The organism is Mesobacillus persicus, assembly GCF_900109925.1.
In the GTDB taxonomy this organism is placed as follows: Bacteria; Bacillota; Bacilli; order Bacillales; family Cytobacillaceae; genus Mesobacillus_B; species Mesobacillus_B persicus.
The window spans coordinates 122,129-141,368 of sequence record NZ_FOBW01000005.1 but is presented as its reverse complement, the minus strand read 5'-3'; the positions used below and the strand labels follow the sequence as shown (position 1 = coordinate 141,368).

The 19,240-nt window shown below is 37.3% G+C and carries 12 protein-coding genes; 10 read left to right on the top strand and 2 right to left on the bottom strand.

What is annotated here, in order from left to right:
* Positions 1 to 92 precede the first annotated feature (92 nt).
* Genes BMX30_RS08910 through BMX30_RS08895 form a run of 4 tightly spaced genes read left to right on the top strand, consistent with a single transcriptional unit; the run spans position 93 to position 6,703 of the window.
* On the top strand, positions 93 to 1,421 hold the full coding sequence (locus BMX30_RS08910; protein WP_090743908.1) for a toprim domain-containing protein: 1,329 nt from the start codon (positions 93 to 95) through the stop codon (positions 1,419 to 1,421).
* Positions 1,397 to 2,815 carry a hypothetical protein gene (locus tag BMX30_RS08905; protein WP_090743905.1) on the top strand — a complete coding sequence of 473 codons (1,419 nt, stop codon included), beginning with the start codon at positions 1,397 to 1,399 and terminating at the stop codon, positions 2,813 to 2,815. Before BMX30_RS08910 ends, BMX30_RS08905 begins: the two co-directional genes overlap by 25 nt.
* A 46-nt stretch (positions 2,816 to 2,861) precedes the next feature.
* The gene (locus tag BMX30_RS08900; RefSeq protein WP_090744264.1) at positions 2,862 to 3,491 is read left to right on the top strand and encodes a hypothetical protein; all 630 of its coding nucleotides are present in this window, start codon (positions 2,862 to 2,864) and stop codon (positions 3,489 to 3,491) included.
* Entirely contained in the window at positions 3,488 to 6,703 is a 3,216-nt protein-coding gene (locus tag BMX30_RS08895) for a coiled-coil domain-containing protein (protein WP_090743902.1), read from the top strand. The genes BMX30_RS08900 and BMX30_RS08895 overlap by 4 nt, the downstream gene beginning before the upstream one ends.
* Positions 6,704 to 6,810: 107 nt before the next feature.
* Here BMX30_RS08895 and BMX30_RS08890 read toward each other — a convergent pair whose 3' ends face one another.
* On the bottom strand, positions 6,811 to 8,508 hold the full coding sequence (locus tag BMX30_RS08890) for an ATP-dependent nuclease (protein ID WP_090743899.1): 1,698 nt from the start codon (positions 8,506 to 8,508) through the stop codon (positions 6,811 to 6,813).
* Positions 8,509 to 8,863: 355 nt separating this feature from the next.
* On the opposite strand from BMX30_RS08890, the gene BMX30_RS08885 reads away from it, so the two are divergent.
* The 3 genes from BMX30_RS08885 to BMX30_RS08875 are packed head-to-tail and all read left to right on the top strand — an operon-like array spanning position 8,864 to position 11,628.
* Positions 8,864 to 9,883, top strand: coding sequence for a DnaD domain-containing protein (locus BMX30_RS08885; protein WP_244532541.1), 1,020 nt, complete (start codon positions 8,864 to 8,866; stop codon positions 9,881 to 9,883).
* A gap of 2 nt (positions 9,884 to 9,885) precedes the next feature.
* A complete protein-coding gene (locus BMX30_RS08880; RefSeq protein ID WP_090743897.1) occupies positions 9,886 to 11,148 on the top strand; it encodes a replicative DNA helicase in 1,263 nt (420 codons plus the stop codon).
* 54 nt (positions 11,149 to 11,202) lie between these two features.
* A complete protein-coding gene (locus BMX30_RS08875; RefSeq protein ID WP_090743895.1) occupies positions 11,203 to 11,628 on the top strand; it encodes a hypothetical protein in 426 nt (141 codons plus the stop codon).
* A 185-nt stretch (positions 11,629 to 11,813) separates the two neighbouring features.
* On the opposite strand, the gene BMX30_RS08870 is transcribed toward BMX30_RS08875, so the two are convergent.
* On the bottom strand, positions 11,814 to 13,040 hold the full coding sequence (locus BMX30_RS08870; RefSeq protein ID WP_090743892.1) for a hypothetical protein: 1,227 nt from the start codon (positions 13,038 to 13,040) through the stop codon (positions 11,814 to 11,816).
* A gap of 496 nt (positions 13,041 to 13,536) precedes the next feature.
* On the opposite strand from BMX30_RS08870, the gene BMX30_RS08865 reads away from it, so the two are divergent.
* The 3 genes from BMX30_RS08865 (at position 13,537) to BMX30_RS08855 (ending at position 19,239) form a co-directional block, all read left to right on the top strand.
* Entirely contained in the window at positions 13,537 to 14,130 is a 594-nt protein-coding gene (locus tag BMX30_RS08865) for a hypothetical protein (RefSeq protein WP_090743889.1), read from the top strand.
* A 420-nt stretch (positions 14,131 to 14,550) separates the two neighbouring features.
* A complete protein-coding gene (locus BMX30_RS08860) occupies positions 14,551 to 15,606 on the top strand; it encodes a DUF4236 domain-containing protein (protein ID WP_090743886.1) in 1,056 nt (351 codons plus the stop codon).
* 12 nt (positions 15,607 to 15,618) lie between these two features.
* Positions 15,619 to 19,239, top strand: coding sequence for an AAA family ATPase (locus tag BMX30_RS08855; RefSeq protein WP_090743882.1), 3,621 nt, complete (start codon positions 15,619 to 15,621; stop codon positions 19,237 to 19,239).
* Position 19,240: the final 1 nt, after the last annotated feature.

Here is a 19,240-nt window from a genome sequence, read left to right as displayed (position 1 = left end):
ATATCTATCAGTCTCTTTTTTCCTAAAAAGTATAGTCTGTATCAAGAAAATTTTGCTAATAATATAAGTTAACAAATAAAGATGGGGATAATATGATCTCGAAGGAAGTAGTTAATTTTATAGAGCGGTTTATGTTAAAAAGTGGTGAAAGGCTTGAATCTTACGATAGCCAAAAAAATGTTGATACTTCTTTGGTTGATTTAAAAATAGTTAAACAGACTGAAAGAACATTACGGGTAGTTGGGTTTATTACTTTATCAGTTCTACAAGGAGAAGATGAACCAATTGTTTTGGAAGAAGAGATATTAAAGTTGAAGCTAACCACAAAAAAGAAAATACAACTAAATGAATATGACCACAAAACCATTAAATGGTTAGAACAAGGTATTATTTTCAAAGAGATACGATTTAAGAAGGATGGGAGAACACTTGATGTTCAACAGTATCGAATCGGATACCGATTGTATAAATACCAGCAGGACCAACTTCGAAAAAAGGAAATGCAAATAAAACAAGAGTTTAATAGTTGGAAAGAAGGAAGCGAGTTATTAGCACAAAATCCTGAGAAATCCTTTTCTGAGGTTCGGAAAAAGGGTGTTACCTATTGTCTATCATTTATTAATGAAATTTCAATGAAAGATGTTTCTGAACTTAAAGCACTGTCCAAATTTCCAAACTTATGGTCAGTAGAGAAAATAATTAAATTCCTTCATTTTCTTACTGGCTTTTTAAAGTTAAGTATGAAAAAAGCAGATTTTGATTGGAAGGAAATAGGTGCATCGTATTATAAGCAAATTGGTGGCTCTAAAGAGTTTGATCAATATAAAAACGAGTTCATTGAGCAATTGGAATCGGTTACGCAGTGTCCGATTGCTATGCTTGGAATGACTAGCCTAGGCAAAATTACTCCATTATACTTTGCTGGAAAATTAACTGGAAAATACTCCTCTTATGAATATGGGCCAGTCCAAGCGTTAACGGACTTATCTATTGCTGAAGAGGAATATGCAACAAATGCAACTACGCTTTGGCTTGTTGAAAATCGGGGTATTTTAACAAGATTAGCTGCAGAAAAGAATTTTCTTAAAGGGAATCGCTCCCTTGTCCTGTGTGTAGATGGTCATCTTCGTTCGTCTCATAAGTCTTGTATTGTTCAGCTATTAACAAACAGCAACATAAGCCAAGTGATTTTATGGAGTGATTATGACCCAGATGGTGTTAAAATCTCAAAAGAACTATATATGGCCATTTCCAAGATTCATCAGGATAAAGTCATAAAATGGGTTGCTGCGGACCAGAGTGTAATTTTGACCTGGGACGATTATGAGAAATATATGGAAGCGTTCCTGAAAGATAGAAAAATGGAGCAAGAAGAAGTAGTAGGAGGTGTTGGAGATTGGAAAAAGTGGATCAATCATTAATTTCTATTTTTCAAACAAATCAATCTGCTCCTGAAGTACTTCAAACAATGCGTGATATTGCCTCTTTATCTGGTGTTTTAAGCGAGTTAGGCTCCCAAAGTTCTTTTCAATCACCTGCGGAAATTTTGCGTTTTCTTAAAATTATCCAATTAATTAACGAAGCTGCCCTTGGTTTGGGTGACCCAATCGAAAACGCAGAGACCGTTTTTTATCGATACCGGAATCGTTACAATGACTCCGAGCCACCTTCTAAAAAAAGAGTGGACCAAGTGATTAATGTCCTGGTGAAATATAACTGGATTTCCAAACAATCAAGGCAGTTGAAAATGAGGGAAGTTGGGAAAAGGATGATGGATGCTTTAATCCGTTTAGCGAATGATTCCTTGGCCTACTATATTCAAGACGACATTGGTCGTTCGTTATTTCAAGCAAGGCGTGATGCTGAGTTAAGTGAAGCCTATGATGATAATGGAATTTCTGGTGGCAATAAGATTGCAAGTATGATACGTAATGTAGAAGATGCTGTCCAGTTAATGAAGGAACGAGAACTGGAGATGCTTGCTGACCGAAATGCACTCCCCCAGCTAGAGTTGATTCACAATTTAATGGAGGATTTAGAAGGAAGATTAATAGAACGCTTCCGGCAATTTCAAACCGTTGAAGATAGCTTAATACTATCTAATTTAATGCAGAAAGGTACAGCTGTTCTCGCAGAGGGTACAAACTTAAGCTTAGGAATGATTAATAAATATTTAAAATTTACCCATATGCAAAAAACACCTTTAGCGACAACGATTCAACCCGAAAAAGTCAGGGGATTTATTATTCAAACCTTTGATCCTCCTTTAGATTCCGATATCCCTAATGTCTATCAATTGTTTAGTTTTATGGAACAAGGGCAATACGAAGAAGAAGCTACAGATGGGATGTGGATGCCGGTGAAGTTTGCCGCACCACTGTCGCCTATAGCCATTGATGAGGCAATGCAATTCATAGAATCATATGAACCGGTTCTATCTCCGGTAAATGAAACGGAAGAAGAAATAGAGTATGGTGCTGAGGTAATTTCAGAAGAAGAAATGGATGATTTAATGGGTGATTCTAAATGGCTATTAACTAAATCCATGATAGAAACAGAGGCAATTGAAACTTATTTAGAAGACCATGATCAAGCACCGATGGAACAAGTTGTCATTGAAGCAACCTCCAACCAATGGAGTGACGCTGTAAACGCAATTACCGCGATAGCTGCATTGGTTGGAAGTAAAAAAATAAAGATTGAAAAATCGAAAGAAAATAGGAATCTCTTAAAATACGAACGAGATTGGGAGTGGATGGACCGTGACGATGGATCGAGCATTATCCGGAACCGACAAAAAGAAAGAAGACTATAATTGGTTGGACCAAGAAGAGGATATAAATGTGAATCCACTTCATGTGATGCAATCTTTGAAAGGGATGTTAACAGAAGCGGAAGAATTAGCGTTTATGAACATCTTATTTTCATCATCAGCTTCCATCCGTTCTGGAAATTTTGGACTATCACGTAAAGAAGTAGAAAAATTGTTGCACATTCAGGGAGAAGATGAAAAATTCTTCTCGTTCCTAATTAGGGTAAATCAGGCGGTTAGTCGTTACATGAAGGTTATTTTTGATGACCGACGTGACCAGGTGATTGTGATGATGAGGGTGCCAGCAAGAGCAGCTAGAAATACACTAACAAAAGAAAGTCTTTCGATTCTTTTATATATGTTCTATCAGCAAGAGGTACTCCAGCATGAGTTCACGTTATTCGACCAACTACTTGATGCCTTTGGGCATGAAACGACTAAAGCCAATCAGCGAATTTTGTTGAATATTGATCCACTGAAAAAAATTGGTGCAATTGAAGAATATGATACCAGCTCTCAAGAGAAGGCATATCAGCTAACAGCCATAGGTGTTCATGTTTTTTCAGATTCGTTTTTGCGGCGTACAACGGAGTTTAGCCAATCAAACCAACTAAGCAAGGAAGAAGTACTCAGGTTTTTCAAAAGATACAATCTGTATAAGAAAGGAGAAACCGAATGATTCCGTGGAGATTGACTTTTTCAGGTGTTCGTGACTATCCTCCAACGTTGATAGACTTATCTGGTGAAAAAGACCATGTTATGATTACAGGTCCAAACGGTGCGGGAAAATCGACGATCACCTTTTGTATGGGGGCCGTGTTGTACTCCTCTAAAGTAGACGTGGAGGGGCTAAAATCCCGAAATTTGCCCCCAGATGAGACCTGGAAAGCAAAGATGACATTGCTTTTTTGTAATGAAGGTGTTATGAAAATCGATGCACCATCTTTTGTTGAATTCTCCCTTAGAATTATTCAAGAACCGGGACAACCGATAAAAAAAGAGTTTAGTATATCTAGTGGCGATATAATCAATAATTGGGATCATTCCATTCGATACACCTCTGGAGACAGGTTTTATAATTTTACAGCTTATAAGAAGGACCTTCAATATAAATACAAAGTAGATCCTGATTTATTTTATTTAATTTGGTACCAGCAAGAGGTAAACCAATTTGCGGTCATGAACCCTGAAGAACGCTTTCGTATTTTTAGTCAGATGCACGGAATTGACAAAGTCCAGCGTGATTGGGAAGAAAGCATGGAAAAGGTAAAGGAGACAGAGGAAACGCTGAAATCAGCCGAAAGCAATGTGAAATTCATGAAAGCTGAGCTTTCGTTAAAAAAGAACGCATTAGACCGCTTTTTAGCTAATCAAAAGAGACTGACTGAAGGCGGAAAATTATACATTGGATCATTACTTCAACTAGAGGTGTCCTATAAAAAAGAAATTGAGAGGCTTGGAGAATTAGTCGAACAGTTAGAGGGAGATCTACTAGATGCAAAAGATGATTTAGTAATAAGAAAATCGTTAATGGAAAAATCTGTTCTCGAAATTGAAACCTATAAAACTAAACGAGATAAAATGGAAGTTCAGATTGAGTCAGACTCTAAAAAGTTAGCGGTAATAAGCGATAGCATCAATCAAATTCAATCAAGATTGGACGTGCTGGATCAAGAACTAGAGACCATCACAGAAAGAAAAAATAAGGTGACACGAACAGAAAAAGAAGTAAACTTAGCTTTGGACAAGCTAACGGAAGTACAAAAGAAAACCAATTTTGAATTTGCCCAGAATAATGATCATTTGAATTCTAAAAAAGATGCTGTAGGTGAAGCGGTAGAACGAATAGCAAAAATTTCCCACCAAGTAGAGATTGATAGACAAGCTGAGAAGAGTCATCTTGAAAGGCTGAGACAATATCAAAGTAGTCATGCCGTGCAACAGACTATTGATTCATTGAATGCAAAGACAGTTAGAAATAGAGAATTGGAGTTTGATTATACGCAAAAGCTGAATGATTTTAATATTGAATTAAGTTTGCTAAATGAAGATCGTGACCTCTCCGCTCGACAAATTGAATCCATGAAATATTTTCAATCCCAACAAATAAAAGCATTCGCCCTTCGTGAGTTAATTGAATTAAATGAAGGCGCAAAAATAAAAGATGAACATCTATATAATTCGATTAAATACACAATTTTTTATGATGGAAAACAAGCAGCTGCTCCAAATGATTTATATCATGTTCCGTTGAAAAATATTATTCCCGACAGGATGATTACGGAACTGCCTTTGCTTCAAATTAGGGTTAAGGATGGAATTAGTGAAGAAGTTCTTCCTTGTGCAATAAAAGCACTATGGTGGATCGAACAATTTTTTAAGGACAAGTCTATCTCGATAAAAAACGGGTTAATAATTGACCCAATGGGAATACGTGGTTCCCAAGAAAAAAATCGTTACATCTTAAGTGTAAAAGCCTTAAGAATCCGTATGCAAGAAGTAAAGAAGCTGATAGAGGATTATACGATTAAGCTTTCCGATGTAAAAGACGCAATTGCAGCAGAAACAAAGTCCACTCAAGAGTTGAATAGCATCATTCATCAAGTTCGTGAATCTGAGGCGTTTATGGTATGTGAGCAAGAAAGGATACAACGAAAAAAGAAATTAGCGGAAGAAATAGCTGCTAAAGCAAAAATGGAAGAAGAAGTTAAAGAATTAGAAAAAGTAAAAGACAAATTAGTACGTCTGCAAATAGAACACGAAAACCTTGAGCGTGTGTTAAAGGAAGAAGCATCCATCTATGAAGAGCTTGGCAAAATGAAAGACAAGTACGAAGAACGTAACCGACTACAAAAACAATTGGATAATGAAAAACATCGTTTTAAGTCTGAAAAACGGAATATTGAACTTCTTGAAGACAATATCGATGAGTTAAAACGAACGATTTCTACAACGGATCGGCAAGTTAGTAACATGGTTGACGCAATAGAAGGGGCCAACCAGAGCATGAATAGAATAGAAAATCAAAAGAGCAACAAGATTGATGAAATGGATTCTGCGAAGTTGGAACTCGTAAATGTAATTGAGGAGCTATCGGAATTAAAAACAATAGTTGCTGAGCTTTATTCGGAAGTTGCAGCTAATGTTATCTTAGAGAGGATCCCATCAGTTGTTCAGATAAAGAACAACCGTGAAAATGGAAAAGTGACTTTTGACCATGCTCGAACAGAACCGGATATCGATCCAGCTGCACAAGAAAATTATCAAACAGTTAAGCAGGAATATGAACGCTTAGAAAGTGAATATAAAAGAACCAATATCCTTCTGGAACAAGATAAAGAAAGAATGGAAAACTTAAAGGATCAGTTAGAAACCACAATCAATATGCGTGTTCTGGAACTCCAACAGCGTTTTAAGTCATACATGAGTCAATTCCAATTTGAGGGAGAGATTAGCTGGGAGTCCTATGAGGACCGTAAGAAAAGGACCCATTTTCATTTATATATTAAAGCCCGTAAGGAAGGTCATCGAGGTGCGATGGAGGATGTTAGTATAAAAGCTCGTGGCGGAAAAGTGGGGAAAGGAGTCTCAGGCGGGGAGGAATCATTAAGTTCCTTGCTTTTTGCCCTTGCATTGCTGCAAAACTTACAGACTTCACCAGGTTTCATTGTCCTCGATGAATTTGACAGTGCTTTGGATGAAAACCGCAAAGCAAAAGTGTTTGATTTATACGTGCAGGAGTTGAAACGAAAACTCATTATCCTGACACCAAAATCACATGAAGAAACGTATCTGAATAAATTTTCAAAAGCATTTGTGGTCCAACATGATCCAACTATTCCTAAAAGCAAGGTGGTTGGGATTGTAAAAAAAGTTAGTAGTAGGGAGTAGACTAATAGCCTGTTGGCATTGTAGTAAATTATTTTGATCACTGGAAAAATTAGGGCTACTTTAGTAGCCCCATGGTTTTTATGTAGAATTGCTTTTATCCACCTATCCTATAATTTAGCTGTTCTCTTCCTCTTAATAACCTTTTTCTCTCTACTAAGTAAAGGTTCAAATAAATCTTCGTAATCTAAGGGAGACAATATTTCTACAAAAGCACCATCCAATTCTACTCCAATTTCTTCATTGAAAATATAATCAAATAGATTTTTAATCTTTTTTCTAGCTTCATCATATAAATCTTTGTTTATACCGTTAACTATATTATGGATTGTTTCTGTTTTCTTGCTATTAGGAACGTCATTTAGTCCAATTGCGCGTTCAAAGTTAGGTACTGATCCAAATATTCTAGTTGAACTTGACTTCAATTTATATATATTATTGCAATTAGTTAGCTGTGCTTTTAATGTGGAATTTATAAACCGTTCATGATTATCAATATCATGTAATATAAAATATGGGGTTTTAAATTGGTTTAAAATTTTCATTAAGGAACAGATGGTTGCTTTTCCTCTTGCTCTAATAACATGAATATTAAGGTTCTGGTTTTTAATATACTGTTTAAGTGCAATATACTCTGTGTCACCTTCTACTATTATTATTTGTTCAGCAAAAAAGAACTCATTTATATATGAATCTACATAATTCAATAATTTCATATTATTTACATCATTTCCATCAAATTGAGAACTTGACGATTGGTATAACTCAATTGCTTTTGATTTTCCAATTCTTAATACCTGAATAGTAGTATGATTTTCAGAAAGGTCAATTAGAATTGGTGAATGAGTAGAAATTATTAATGGCATTCTATCCCCAATTGAATATAATGATCTACTTAATGCCCTAACCGCTTCCGGATGTAAGAAAGCCTCTGGTTCATCAATAAGGAGCATTTTATGTTCATTTGTCCCTAGCAGACCTTGTTCAATTAAGTTTTGAATTATATAAATTAGGCTCATTCTTTGTATTCCAGTACCCTGGGTAGAAAGGGGCATATCACTGTTCTGTTTGTTCCCAATTAATACTCCGGAATCTGTAGACTTTACAATATCTGAAATAGAGAATCCATTACTTTCTCCGCCTTGTACAGAAACGCGTAAATATTCATTTGAAAAAACACTTTGTAAATTTTTTGATACATTTTGGCTGACATTTTCTAGAGAAGTATCGGTTTTCTTTTTAATTTTCCTTAATAATTTGGGTATGGAACTTTTGAGTTCCGCATAATCCTTTTTAATTTGTTCTAATTCCTCACCTTCAACATCTTCAACCTCCAATCTGTTTAGTTCAGTAGTAATAATTTGTGAGTAGATTTCTTGTACTTGTTTATCAATTTCTTCAGTAGTCATATAAGGGGTTATGTAGTAAGGACTATTTTCTAATATTCTATCAAGTGTTTCCTTTAATCTATGTCGGGCCTTAATTTCTACATCCTCTTCGTCATAGTATTTCCCATTATCATTTGAGTACTTCTTTTTGATGGTTATAGTTTCACCAGTCTCTTCATTAATAATGAATTCAGCTTCTAATTCAATAATCTTTGTTTCATCTTGATTCGAATAACATTCAATTTGAATTTTCCCTTTAGCAGTAGTAGGGAGATAAAACTGATTGATTGCCTCTAGGAACGTCGATTTACCAGTGTTATTCCTTCCTGTTAAAATAACAATGTCCTCTTTTGAAAAATCAATACTAAATTTTTCATTAAACACCTTATAATTTATTACACTAAATTTTTTCAACCTCAAACAAAGCCCTCCATTTACATGTTCTAAATTTTCAAATTAATTATATCAAAGTTTATATTATCCTACATTAAAACCATCATATTTAATTGCCACTTAGTATTATATAAGAGTTTTATTTGACTATTATAAACTATAAAAAATTTTGTACTCGTGCGGTTTTTGCATTTAATGAATCTATTATTGGTCTGTGGAATCTTTATGAGGGACAAAAAATTTCAGAAGTAAGCTGTTAACAATCCTGCGATAGTCACAAAACCTCCACAACTTCATAAAACCCACCCTGTCCGCTATCACCCATTAACCCCTATATCAACATTGAAAGCAATTTTCATAATGGAAAGGATAGTGGTTCGTGATGGCAAAATATCGTATGGTACAAACTGAGTTTTGGATGAATCCGGTTTTATCTGAGGTGATGACTCCAGAGGACAAATATTTTTATCTGTATTTGCTTACGAATCCCCATACGACTCAAATTGGAGTCTATAAAATTAATAAAAAACAAATCGCCTTTGATATGGGATATTCGATAGAGAGTATTGGTTCGCTAATGGATCGATTCATTCATCACCATAAGTTGATTCGTTACAATCCGGAAACGAGAGAACTCGCGATTAAAAACTGGGGGGAAGATAATTTTCATAAGGGCGGGAAACCGGTTATGGATTGTATTCTTTCCGAATTAAAAAAGGTGCAAGATCTTTCGTTGATCCAATATGTTGCGGAGGCGATCCATAAGCAGGAATTTAGAAACCTTTATGAATCTTTTTATAAACAAGGAGAATGCATTGACAGCAAGGATGATCGAGGTCAAGAAAGCGAAGAGGGCGACCTTTTAGAAGGGGATAACGATACGTCAACGTGTCGTCCTACGATACGTGGGCAAAAAGAAAAAGAAAAAGAAAAAGAAAAAGAAAAAGAAAATGAAAAAGAAAATGAAAAAGAAAAACAACAACAAGTCTTTAATCCAAATAAAGAGAAGAATCCAGATAAGGTGGATTTCAATCAGGTTGATGAAAAGAGTGCTGACGTTCAAGAAATTATTGAGTTTTGGGACCAGAATGGATTTGGGTTATCAAACATGAACGGCAAACAGCAGCTGTTAGCTTGGTTAGATGATTCAAAATTTTTACAGGCAAAAGCAGTGATTTTAAAAGCGATGGAGATTGCTTGTGCCAACAACAAGCGAAGGTTGAACTATGTGGTTGGGATTCTGAAAAACTGGGAAAATGAATCGTTGCTGTCGGTTGATGAAATTGATTTTTATCAGGAGAACCAAAAGCCAGTGCAGCAATCTAGGACGTCAACGCAGTCGATTCCTACCGGAAGAGCAATTCCTGGTGAATTTATCTTTGACCCTACTGCGGGGGAATAATCATGAGTATTGCTGAAAAGACGTTTTTAGGGAGCTTGATGAAAGCGGAGTACTTACTCAAAGATACGGTGATACAACCTGAACAGCTAGAAAGTACCCGGCATAAAGAGTTAATGCGACGAATGATGGAATTTACCCAAGCTGGCAAACATATTGATTTACTTCACTTAACCACCTTACCTGACCTCAAGTCATTCGGGGGAATGTCGTACCTTTCCGAGCTGTTGTCGTTTGCGGATGTTGAGAAATTTGATCAAACGGAGAAGCTCATTCTCGATCTGTGGAAGGAGCGGGAAAAGCGGAATATCTTGACGGTAGCGGCGATGAATGATTGGGAGATTGCCAAGGTCATAGCTGAGTTGGATAAAATCAACCAAGGGAAAATGGAGGATCACGCGTCCATCCAACAAGAATTGGCAGATGTCTACGAGGCACCTTGGGAAGACCAAGCAGCCTTGAAAAGTGCGACAACGGGCATCAATCAGCTCGATGAAGTCATAGGAGGCTTTCAGGACGGGGAAGTGACGATTTTAGCGGCAAGACCTTCAATGGGTAAAACCGATGTGATGCTGCATTTTGCGAAAATGGCGGGTTGGGCAGGGTACCTACCACTCGTGTTTTCCTTGGAAATGCCTAAAAAACTAATCACCTCCCGTTTAATCGCTTCGACAGGGGGCTTCAACCGGGCAAAAATGCGGGATCCGAAAAGGATGCTGAGTCCTGATCAAAAGAATCGCTGGTCGGATGTGATTGCCAATCTCGCCGAAACTCATATTCAAATCTTTGATGGAGCTGGCCAAAGTGTAGCTGAAATGAGAGCAAAGACGAGAAAGCTGATGCATCAATTTCCAGCGAAGAAACCGATACTTTTTATTGATTATTTAACCCTGATTCATTCAGGTCAATTTTATGGTGGGAATATGCATTTGCAGGTAACAGAAATCTCTAAATCTCTGAAAAATATGGCGAAGGAGTTTAATTGCCCTGTCGTTTGTTTGGCGCAGCTGAATCGCTCGGTAGAGTCTAGAGCCAATAAACGGCCGATGATGTCCGATATTCGGGAATCGGGCAGCGTGGAGCAGGATGCGGATGTGATTTTATTCTTGTATCGTGAAAAGTATTATGACAAGGATACTGAAGATCATTCCCTTGAAATCATTGTCTCGAAAAATCGAAATGGGGCGGTGGGTTTCATTAAGGTGAATTACAACGAGCATACAGGAAAGATTGAGGACCATAGGGACCAAAGTTTAAAGCTTGCATAACCTTTTTCGTACGAAGAGAATGACTGATCAATTTTAACTTGAGGGTGTGCTTTTATGCTTGTGGAAGAACTTTATCTAGAGGCGTTTCATTTAGAACAATCCTCCTTGGCCCATTATCTCTGCCATCTACTAGCAGAGCGGAAAATTTCCATGGATGACCACATTGATCAGATTGACTTTCATCAAGCCGATCATCAGAAGGTAGCGGAGATGATTCAAAACAATCTACTAGGGATTCGGAAGCTAGGTATCTACTCACTGAAACGAAATGCGAAGGAGTTTGTTTTTATCTATGCTTATAGTGACCAAGAGGCCATCGAATTCTTTACCGAAACCTTTCGGCACGCCCCATTGAATTGTCATGAGTATCCGCTAGATTTTGAGCTTGCGAGAGGGAATGGGGTGATTACGTTTCGGGAGATGAGGAAGGAGTTTGGGAGTATTCCGGTTGTTGCGGGGTATTTTATGAGGGTGTGGTGAGAGTTGGATGATGACTGACCGTGTTGGGTTTAAGCGTTTATGTACTAGGGCCCCCTAAGTAAGGCATGGTGGGGGAAATTTTGACATAAAAGTGTTCAAAATTAATTAGCAAAAAGTTTTCAAAACTATAACATAAAGATAGATATATATTGGAAAAGGGAGCATAAAGAGATTAATAAACCTCTTTATGCTCTGTAAACAGAAACTACTTCATTATCCTCAACAGCAAGGTATAGTGTTCCGGGTGCCTCAGGTAAACTCTTTTTTATATAATCGTTTGATATGTTATTTATCTTTTTAATTTCTTTCTTAATGCTTCTCTGTTTTTCAATTAAATAATTCTCAGTAGTAAATATTGTGTTGAATTCTGATGAGTAGGAATCTAATTCAATTAAAAAGTTCTTTCTATTTTTCTCAAACAACTTGATTAACTCATTAGTGTTTTCTATTGAATGATCGATAACTGCTTGAGAATCACCATAAAGTTCCATTAACTTTATACACGCAGTTACATTCATAATAAATAGGTTAAGTAAGTTTTCATAATCATTGTATTCTGTAACTATCTTATTTAAATTGGTTAATTGTTCTTTTGTTTGCCACATCCATACTTTCTTCTTAAGATCTGATACTTGAACAGTAACATCTTCTAAATCCTTTAATATTGAGTATATAGATGATATATTTTCACGATAAATACTCTCTAATTGGATTATTACTTTATCGCTAACCTCATTATTTTGATAGATTGTATATGCTCTTTTTAGGTAATCATAAGATCCTTTTGCATCTCCATAGTATTCATTTTTTCTCATTGCTATTAACCGATCTAGAGAAACTTGGATTTTTTCTAATCCTCTTCGGATTTCCTGCAAATGTTCTTGTGATACTACAACCGTAAGTGTATTCAATGCAAGGGCTTTTAATTGTGTAGGATTATATTTTTGCATCTTTAGGTTTGCATGTTCAATAACTGTTCCTCTTTCATTTACTGCCATTGCACGCTTGTACCCATCCTTTTTGATTGAATCCATAATTCTAGCAGTTCCTTTTTTTAATTCCTCTTGCAAGGATTCTGAGAATACTACTTCATATACTTCTTTACCTTTGTTTAAATGTGGAGTATATGACTTGACTATACGTAATAAATCATTGGAATGTTCCTTTAATTTTTCATTTGATTCAATTCCTTTTTTTGATTCTAAAATTGAGGAGTCTATTTGTTGAACTGAAAATGGAGAATCGAAAACATATAGTTCTTCCTTTTTTTGAGTATCTTCCATTTTCATGTCCTCTTGCTCAACTTCTATGATACTTGTAAAAACATTGCTCTGGTTTTTCTTTTTTAAAAGAATGAAAGTTAGAATGGTAATGGGAATTAATGTTAGAAGCAAAATATATAATTCATACATAAACAAACCCTCTTTCCAAATATTTCATGTAAGTATTATACTATAATTGGTAGAAAGATAGATACGGTCCTAACTCTCCCAGAAGAGTTGAATTAGAAAATTGTTAAGGTGGTCTTTTTGTGTTGGGACTAATCGCTATATTTGATGAACAAACAGAAGAATTGATAATGAATATTAAGGGCATTTGTAAAAAGAAAGAACTAAATTATAGAGAAGAGGATAAGAATTGAAATGTACTAACTGTAATAAAGAAAACAATAACTACTTAACGAAATGTAAGTATTGCGGTAATAGATTTATACCTTTAGAAACAAATAGAACAGAGTTAAAATATTGTGAATGTGGTTGTCCTGTTCCATTAACAAACGGAAGAGGATATTGTGTAAATTGTAAAGAAGGTATCTATAGTTCTGAATTTTTATAATTTAGTGAGATAGGGTTTCATTGTGTAACAGATTTACCAAATTGATTGTTGTAAAGAGGAAGTGTAGAGGAAATGAAATTAAATCCAGTGATTTTAATTATTGTGGCTGTTTTAGGGGTATATGTTGGACTAAGTATTAATAAAGAACAACCAGTTCCCTCCGTTATGAGTGAAGAAAAAACGATCAAAACAGATTCGGTAGAACAAGAAAAAGTAGAAAATTCGAAAGGGGAAAGATTAAGAGAAGGAGCAACCTCGGAATACAACTACAAGATTATATACGAAGTTGAAAAGAGATATGATGGGGCTTTATCTTACTATGTACTAATTGATCCTGTTAATGTAGAAAACACAAAATTTAAGGATAAAATGAACTACATCGTGAATGATTTAGTTAAGAAAAAAGGGAACAAAATTTCTGTAGAAATTTATGACAATAAAGATGCTCTAGTTCTGCATTATAAATTATATGGGGACATGTCTCTTGGACGGGTTTTAAATAATGAAGAATACATATTTGTAGGAAATCATCATGTTGCTGGTTTTTCTGGAGAACTCAATACTGACTTATTCTTTAATACATTGTATTATTATCCAGCGGCTAATTCGGAGGATAACCCTCTAGTAGGTAAATATGCAGGAGCAATTGAATACAATCCGAAGTAATAGCGATTTAGTGAGGGAATGTCAGGTAATATCTAGGGTGTGGCAGATGCTTGGCACCTTTGGGGCAAGGAAATTAGGGGAGTTCAACACTGAAGAAACATGGGGACGGTTCGTCTGTCCCGCATAAACACATATTTCTCATCACTATCCAGCCTACAAAAAAATTATAAATGCTACCAATGCCATGATATTTAAGTCATCGGCCACAGTGAATCATTTATATTGAAAGTAGTAAGCATAAAAAATGCGTAAAGCCACACTCCATCTCTCCTTTTACTTGAATGGGACCTGGGAACCGTCCCTGTGTCATTGTCTAATTTCTGAATCATTTACATAAAAAGCAGTAACCCTATACATATAGGAGCTACTGCTTTTTTTTATGACCAAGAGAATTTATATCTGAGCAAGAGGTGGGAACCAATGGCGTTTCGGTTTAGAAAGAGTGTCAAAATAGCAAAGGGTGTTCGTCTGAATTTTGGTAAAAAGGGAATGGGGGTTAGTTTTGGCACAAGAGGGATGCGTTATTCTATCCATTCATCTGGTAGACGAACAAAGTCAGTTGGAATTCCTGGAACAGGGCTATCCTATGTAGAAACATCTACTGGGAAGAAAAAGAAAAAAGTTCAAAGCGCCGCTTCTTCCTCTTCCGCTAATCATCTGGCAGAGAATCAAGCTCTCGTGGAAGAACATGAACACTATATTCAAACAATCACATCTTTACATAAAATTTCCCCAGAGCCAATCCTTTGGGAGGAAATCCAAAACATGCCAGCACCATTTACCTCAGGGGAAATCGGGCCATTGCAGCAAAAAGCGATCCATCACTACGAAGCTTATGCGCCCAACTTAATCGAACGAATCATCCCGAAATTAGCGGAACGTAAAAGAGAACGGTTCGCTTCCGCCATTGAACAAGCCAAACAACAGGATGAAAAGGATTACCGGGAGTGGCAGGAATTAAAAAGCTTGGCAGATGCCGTTTTAAGTGGTCAGCCGGAAGCTTACAAAAAAGTCGTTGCAGAAAGCAGCGAGTTTGCGGATTTACCCTATCAATTCCATATACACGATGCACATCGTGTAGAGATGGAGTTTCAAATCAATGGGGATGAAATTCCAACTGAACAACTTACTTTAACGAAAACAGGAAAAGTATCGAGACGAAAAATGGGGGCAACTAACTATCATGAGATAAAGAAGGATTATGTATCAGGTTATGCGATTTGGGCAGCACGTCATTTGTTTGCTTCCTTACCAGTGGAGAGGTGTTTGATTCATGTGACCGAATATGCATTAAATACAGCAACTGGTCATATGGGAAACCAAGTTCTTCTCTCGATTTCATTCAATCGGGATATTTTGGATAAACTAAACTTCGCCAGACTTGACCCTTCTGACGCGATGGGAAATTTTCAGCATCATATCGACCATTTAAAGACAAAAGGCTTTCGACCAGTGGAACGAATGACGGAATGGTAGGTGGTCCATACAATGAGAATCAATTGGAATATAAAAGAAATCCTTAAGTTTTTATTCCCAGAGTGGCAAGTCATTCGCAGCATAAAAAGGCATGGTTGGATCAATAAAGAAGGAGTAACTGCGAAAACAGCAAGTAGGCCAACTCAGCCTGTAAGACATAATCAAGGGACGAAATCAATCCCAAGGCCAACCAGGTCAGAAGAGAATCCAGCTGTTCGCTATCAATCAACCGTTCCTCAGGATAGTAGAGAAGAAAAACAGCCAGCACCTCAGGGTGAAAGATTAGAAGGAGACTTTAAATGGATTCGAAGTGAATTGGGGAGAAAAATGATCGGGCAGAAGCGTTATTTGGATGAACTTTGCCTTGCATTTAAACGACCATTTGTTACGGGCATGTCAAAAAACAAACCGAAAAATACACTCGTTCTTTTTGGTCACCCTGGGTCTGGCAGACGGCAAAGTATTGTCCTAATGGCTGAGTTGCTCAAACAACAAAATTTAGTGAAGCACGAGACGGTCTCGATGATGGATCTATCCTCTTATGCAACAGACTCTGAATTTCAATTATTTTTATCGGACTTATATAAATGTTTATATGCGAAAACAGATGTCGTCTTATTTGAAAACATCGATAAAGCACCATCGAGAGTGCTAGATGCAATCGGGCAACTAACCATATCTGGAAGTTATGCACTTCCAGCGCGTTATATTATGGATAAAAATAAATTGGTTGAGGCAACTGGAGCATTGCTCCAACAATCAATCAGTGAAATCTATGCGAATGGAAAATACCTTGTTTTTCTTTATGAGAAGTCGGAGCAAAGCTTACAAGATGTAACTGGTTCGAAAATGATTGGGGCGATGGATGACCTAGTTCATATGGAGCGGTATACCGATGAAGAAATCAAGCAGTTGGCAGAACGAGCCCTCATACAATTGCAAGAAAAAGCGAGAAGCCAACTATTGATGAGGCTTGAATGGTCGGGTGGGGTGATTTCCTATATTGCAGGGAAATTTTCAGGTTCAACCGGTATATCTGGTTTAGGACTTGTTGTGGAACAAGAGATTTTTAAACCATTGGCGGAATATAAGTTGAGAAATCCGCAAAATGATCCTGTTCCGGTCCATTTAATGATAACCGATGGCAGGATTATGGCACAGATTCATCAGGAAATCATCCCATTACATCAATATGTCCGTGATACAAACCAAACAGGAATCGAGCAGATTAAGAAAGAACTGGACCGGATTATCGGATTAAAACAAGTGAAGGACTACGTCTTGCAATTGGAAGATCATGTTAAGGTCCAAAAGCTTCGGCAAAGCCGAGGGATGAAAAATGCGGGGATTGCCATGCATATGGTGTTTACCGGGAATCCCGGTACAGGGAAAACGACGATTGCTCGTATTGTTGCGAAATATTTAAAAGCGATTGGTGTGTTATCCACCGGTCAGTTAAGGGAAGTGAGTCGTGCTGATTTGGTTGGGGAATATGTTGGACAAACAGCTAGACTTACAAATGATGTGATTAAATCCGCTCTCGGTGGGGTCTTGTTTATTGATGAAGCTTACGCTCTTTACCGAAATGAACATGACACATTTGGTGTGGAAGCCATTGATACGCTTGTCAAAGGAATGGAAGATTACCGTGATGACTTGGTGGTCATTCTTGCAGGGTATAGCAAGGAAATGGAGACGTTTCTAAAAGCAAATCCAGGCTTAAAATCGCGTTTTCCTAATTTCATCCATTTCCCAGACTATACTTCAGAAGAGATGTGGGAAATAACGGGAATGATTGCGAAACAAAAAGGGTATACCATCGCAGAATCTTGTCAGAAACCATTAATTCAATTTTATGACAAGAGCCAAATTAAAGGGAAAAACGACAGTGGTAACGGCAGGCTTGTGCGAAATACCATTGAGGCGGCGATTTTAAATCAATCTCAGCGGCTGATTCATGAGCAGGATGCAGACATGAATGAATTGACGTATGAAGATTTTAAATTTGATGAAAGTACTACCTTTGATTTGGAAGCCAATCTTGCACCGATTATTGGACTGGAGCATGTGAAAGATTTTGTTCGTAACCAATATCATTTTTTAATCGCCCAGGAAAAGCGGCGAAATGCAGGATTTAAGGTGGATACATCGCAAACTTTGCATATGATTTTTAGCGGGAATCCTGGAACGGGGAAAACAACGATTGCAAGAATTGTCGCAACTATGTTTAAGGAAATGGAGCTATTAAAATCCGGACACTTGGTTGAAGTGGATAGCGGGGGCTTGACTGGGCAATATGCAGGACATACAGCGAAGAAAACCGAGGAAGTCTTTCGTTCTGCCCTCGGTGGGGTGTTGTTTATTGACGAAGCCTACGCACTTGCGACAAGTGGTGGAAGCTATGGAATGGAAGCAATCAATACTTTGGTGAAGCTGATGGAAGATTTTCGTGAGGATATTGTGGTCATTTTAGCTGGATATGAAAAGGAAATGGATGATTTTTTACAGGTGAATACTGGACTTGAATCGCGTTTCCCTCATCGCATTCATTTTCCAGATTACTCACCAAATGAATTATTTGAAATTGCTAAAATCCAAATTTCTTATAAAGGGTTTATCCTTGCTCATGAAGCAGAGTCTGTTTTATTAGCGGAAATAACAAAGAAACACCGGAGAACGATTGGTGAATCTGGCAATGGTCGGATGGTTCGAAATTTCATTGAAGAAGTGACCCGAAATCAATCGGTACGGATTGCCATGAATGATGTGCGAGTGGAAGGATTGAATGTGATTTTACCGACGGATATCAAGCCAACAGAAAAAATCTTGAAGAATTTTGATTTAGAAACAGAGTTAGCTAGCATCATCGGTCTGGATGAAGTGAAGGAGTATATCCGTAGTCTGCAAGCTCGATTACGTTTGGAACAAGAGCGGAAAAACTTTGGCTTGAAAGTGGACGAAACACAGACGATGCACATGATTTTCCGAGGAAACCCTGGTACGGGCAAGACCATGATGGCAAGAATTGTGGCCCATGTTTTATATAATCTTGGTGTGATCCAAACGAATACATTGGTGGAAACCGATCGCTCCGATTTGGTGGCTGGCTATGTTGGGCAAACGGCAATGAAGACAAAAGAAGTGATGATGAAAGCGATGGATGGGGTCCTTTTCATCGATGAAGCCTATGCACTTGCACAAGGTGGCCAGAATGACTTTGGCAAGGAAGCCATCGATACCCTTGTCAAACTAATGGATGATCATCGTGATCGGCTGGTCGTCATTTTAGCTGGCTATCCTGAGGATATGGAGCACTTTTTAAACTTGAATCCTGGCTTACGTTCAAGATTTCCTCATATCATTGATTTCCCGGATTATTCTTCGAATGAATTAATGGAGATCGCGGAGAAGTTTTATGAAGAAAAGGGCTTTGTCCTAACAGAAGAGGCAAAGGACAAGCTAATGGGGATATTCCAACGTGTAAGCTCGGTGGATCATTTCGGAAATGGTCGTTATGTACGCAATTTATATGAGAAATCATTGAATAACCAGGCAAGTCGTTTGAGTATGGAGAAGCGCTTAACGGAGGAAATACTCACAGCGATTCATGCGGAAGATATTGAAGAGGTGTAAG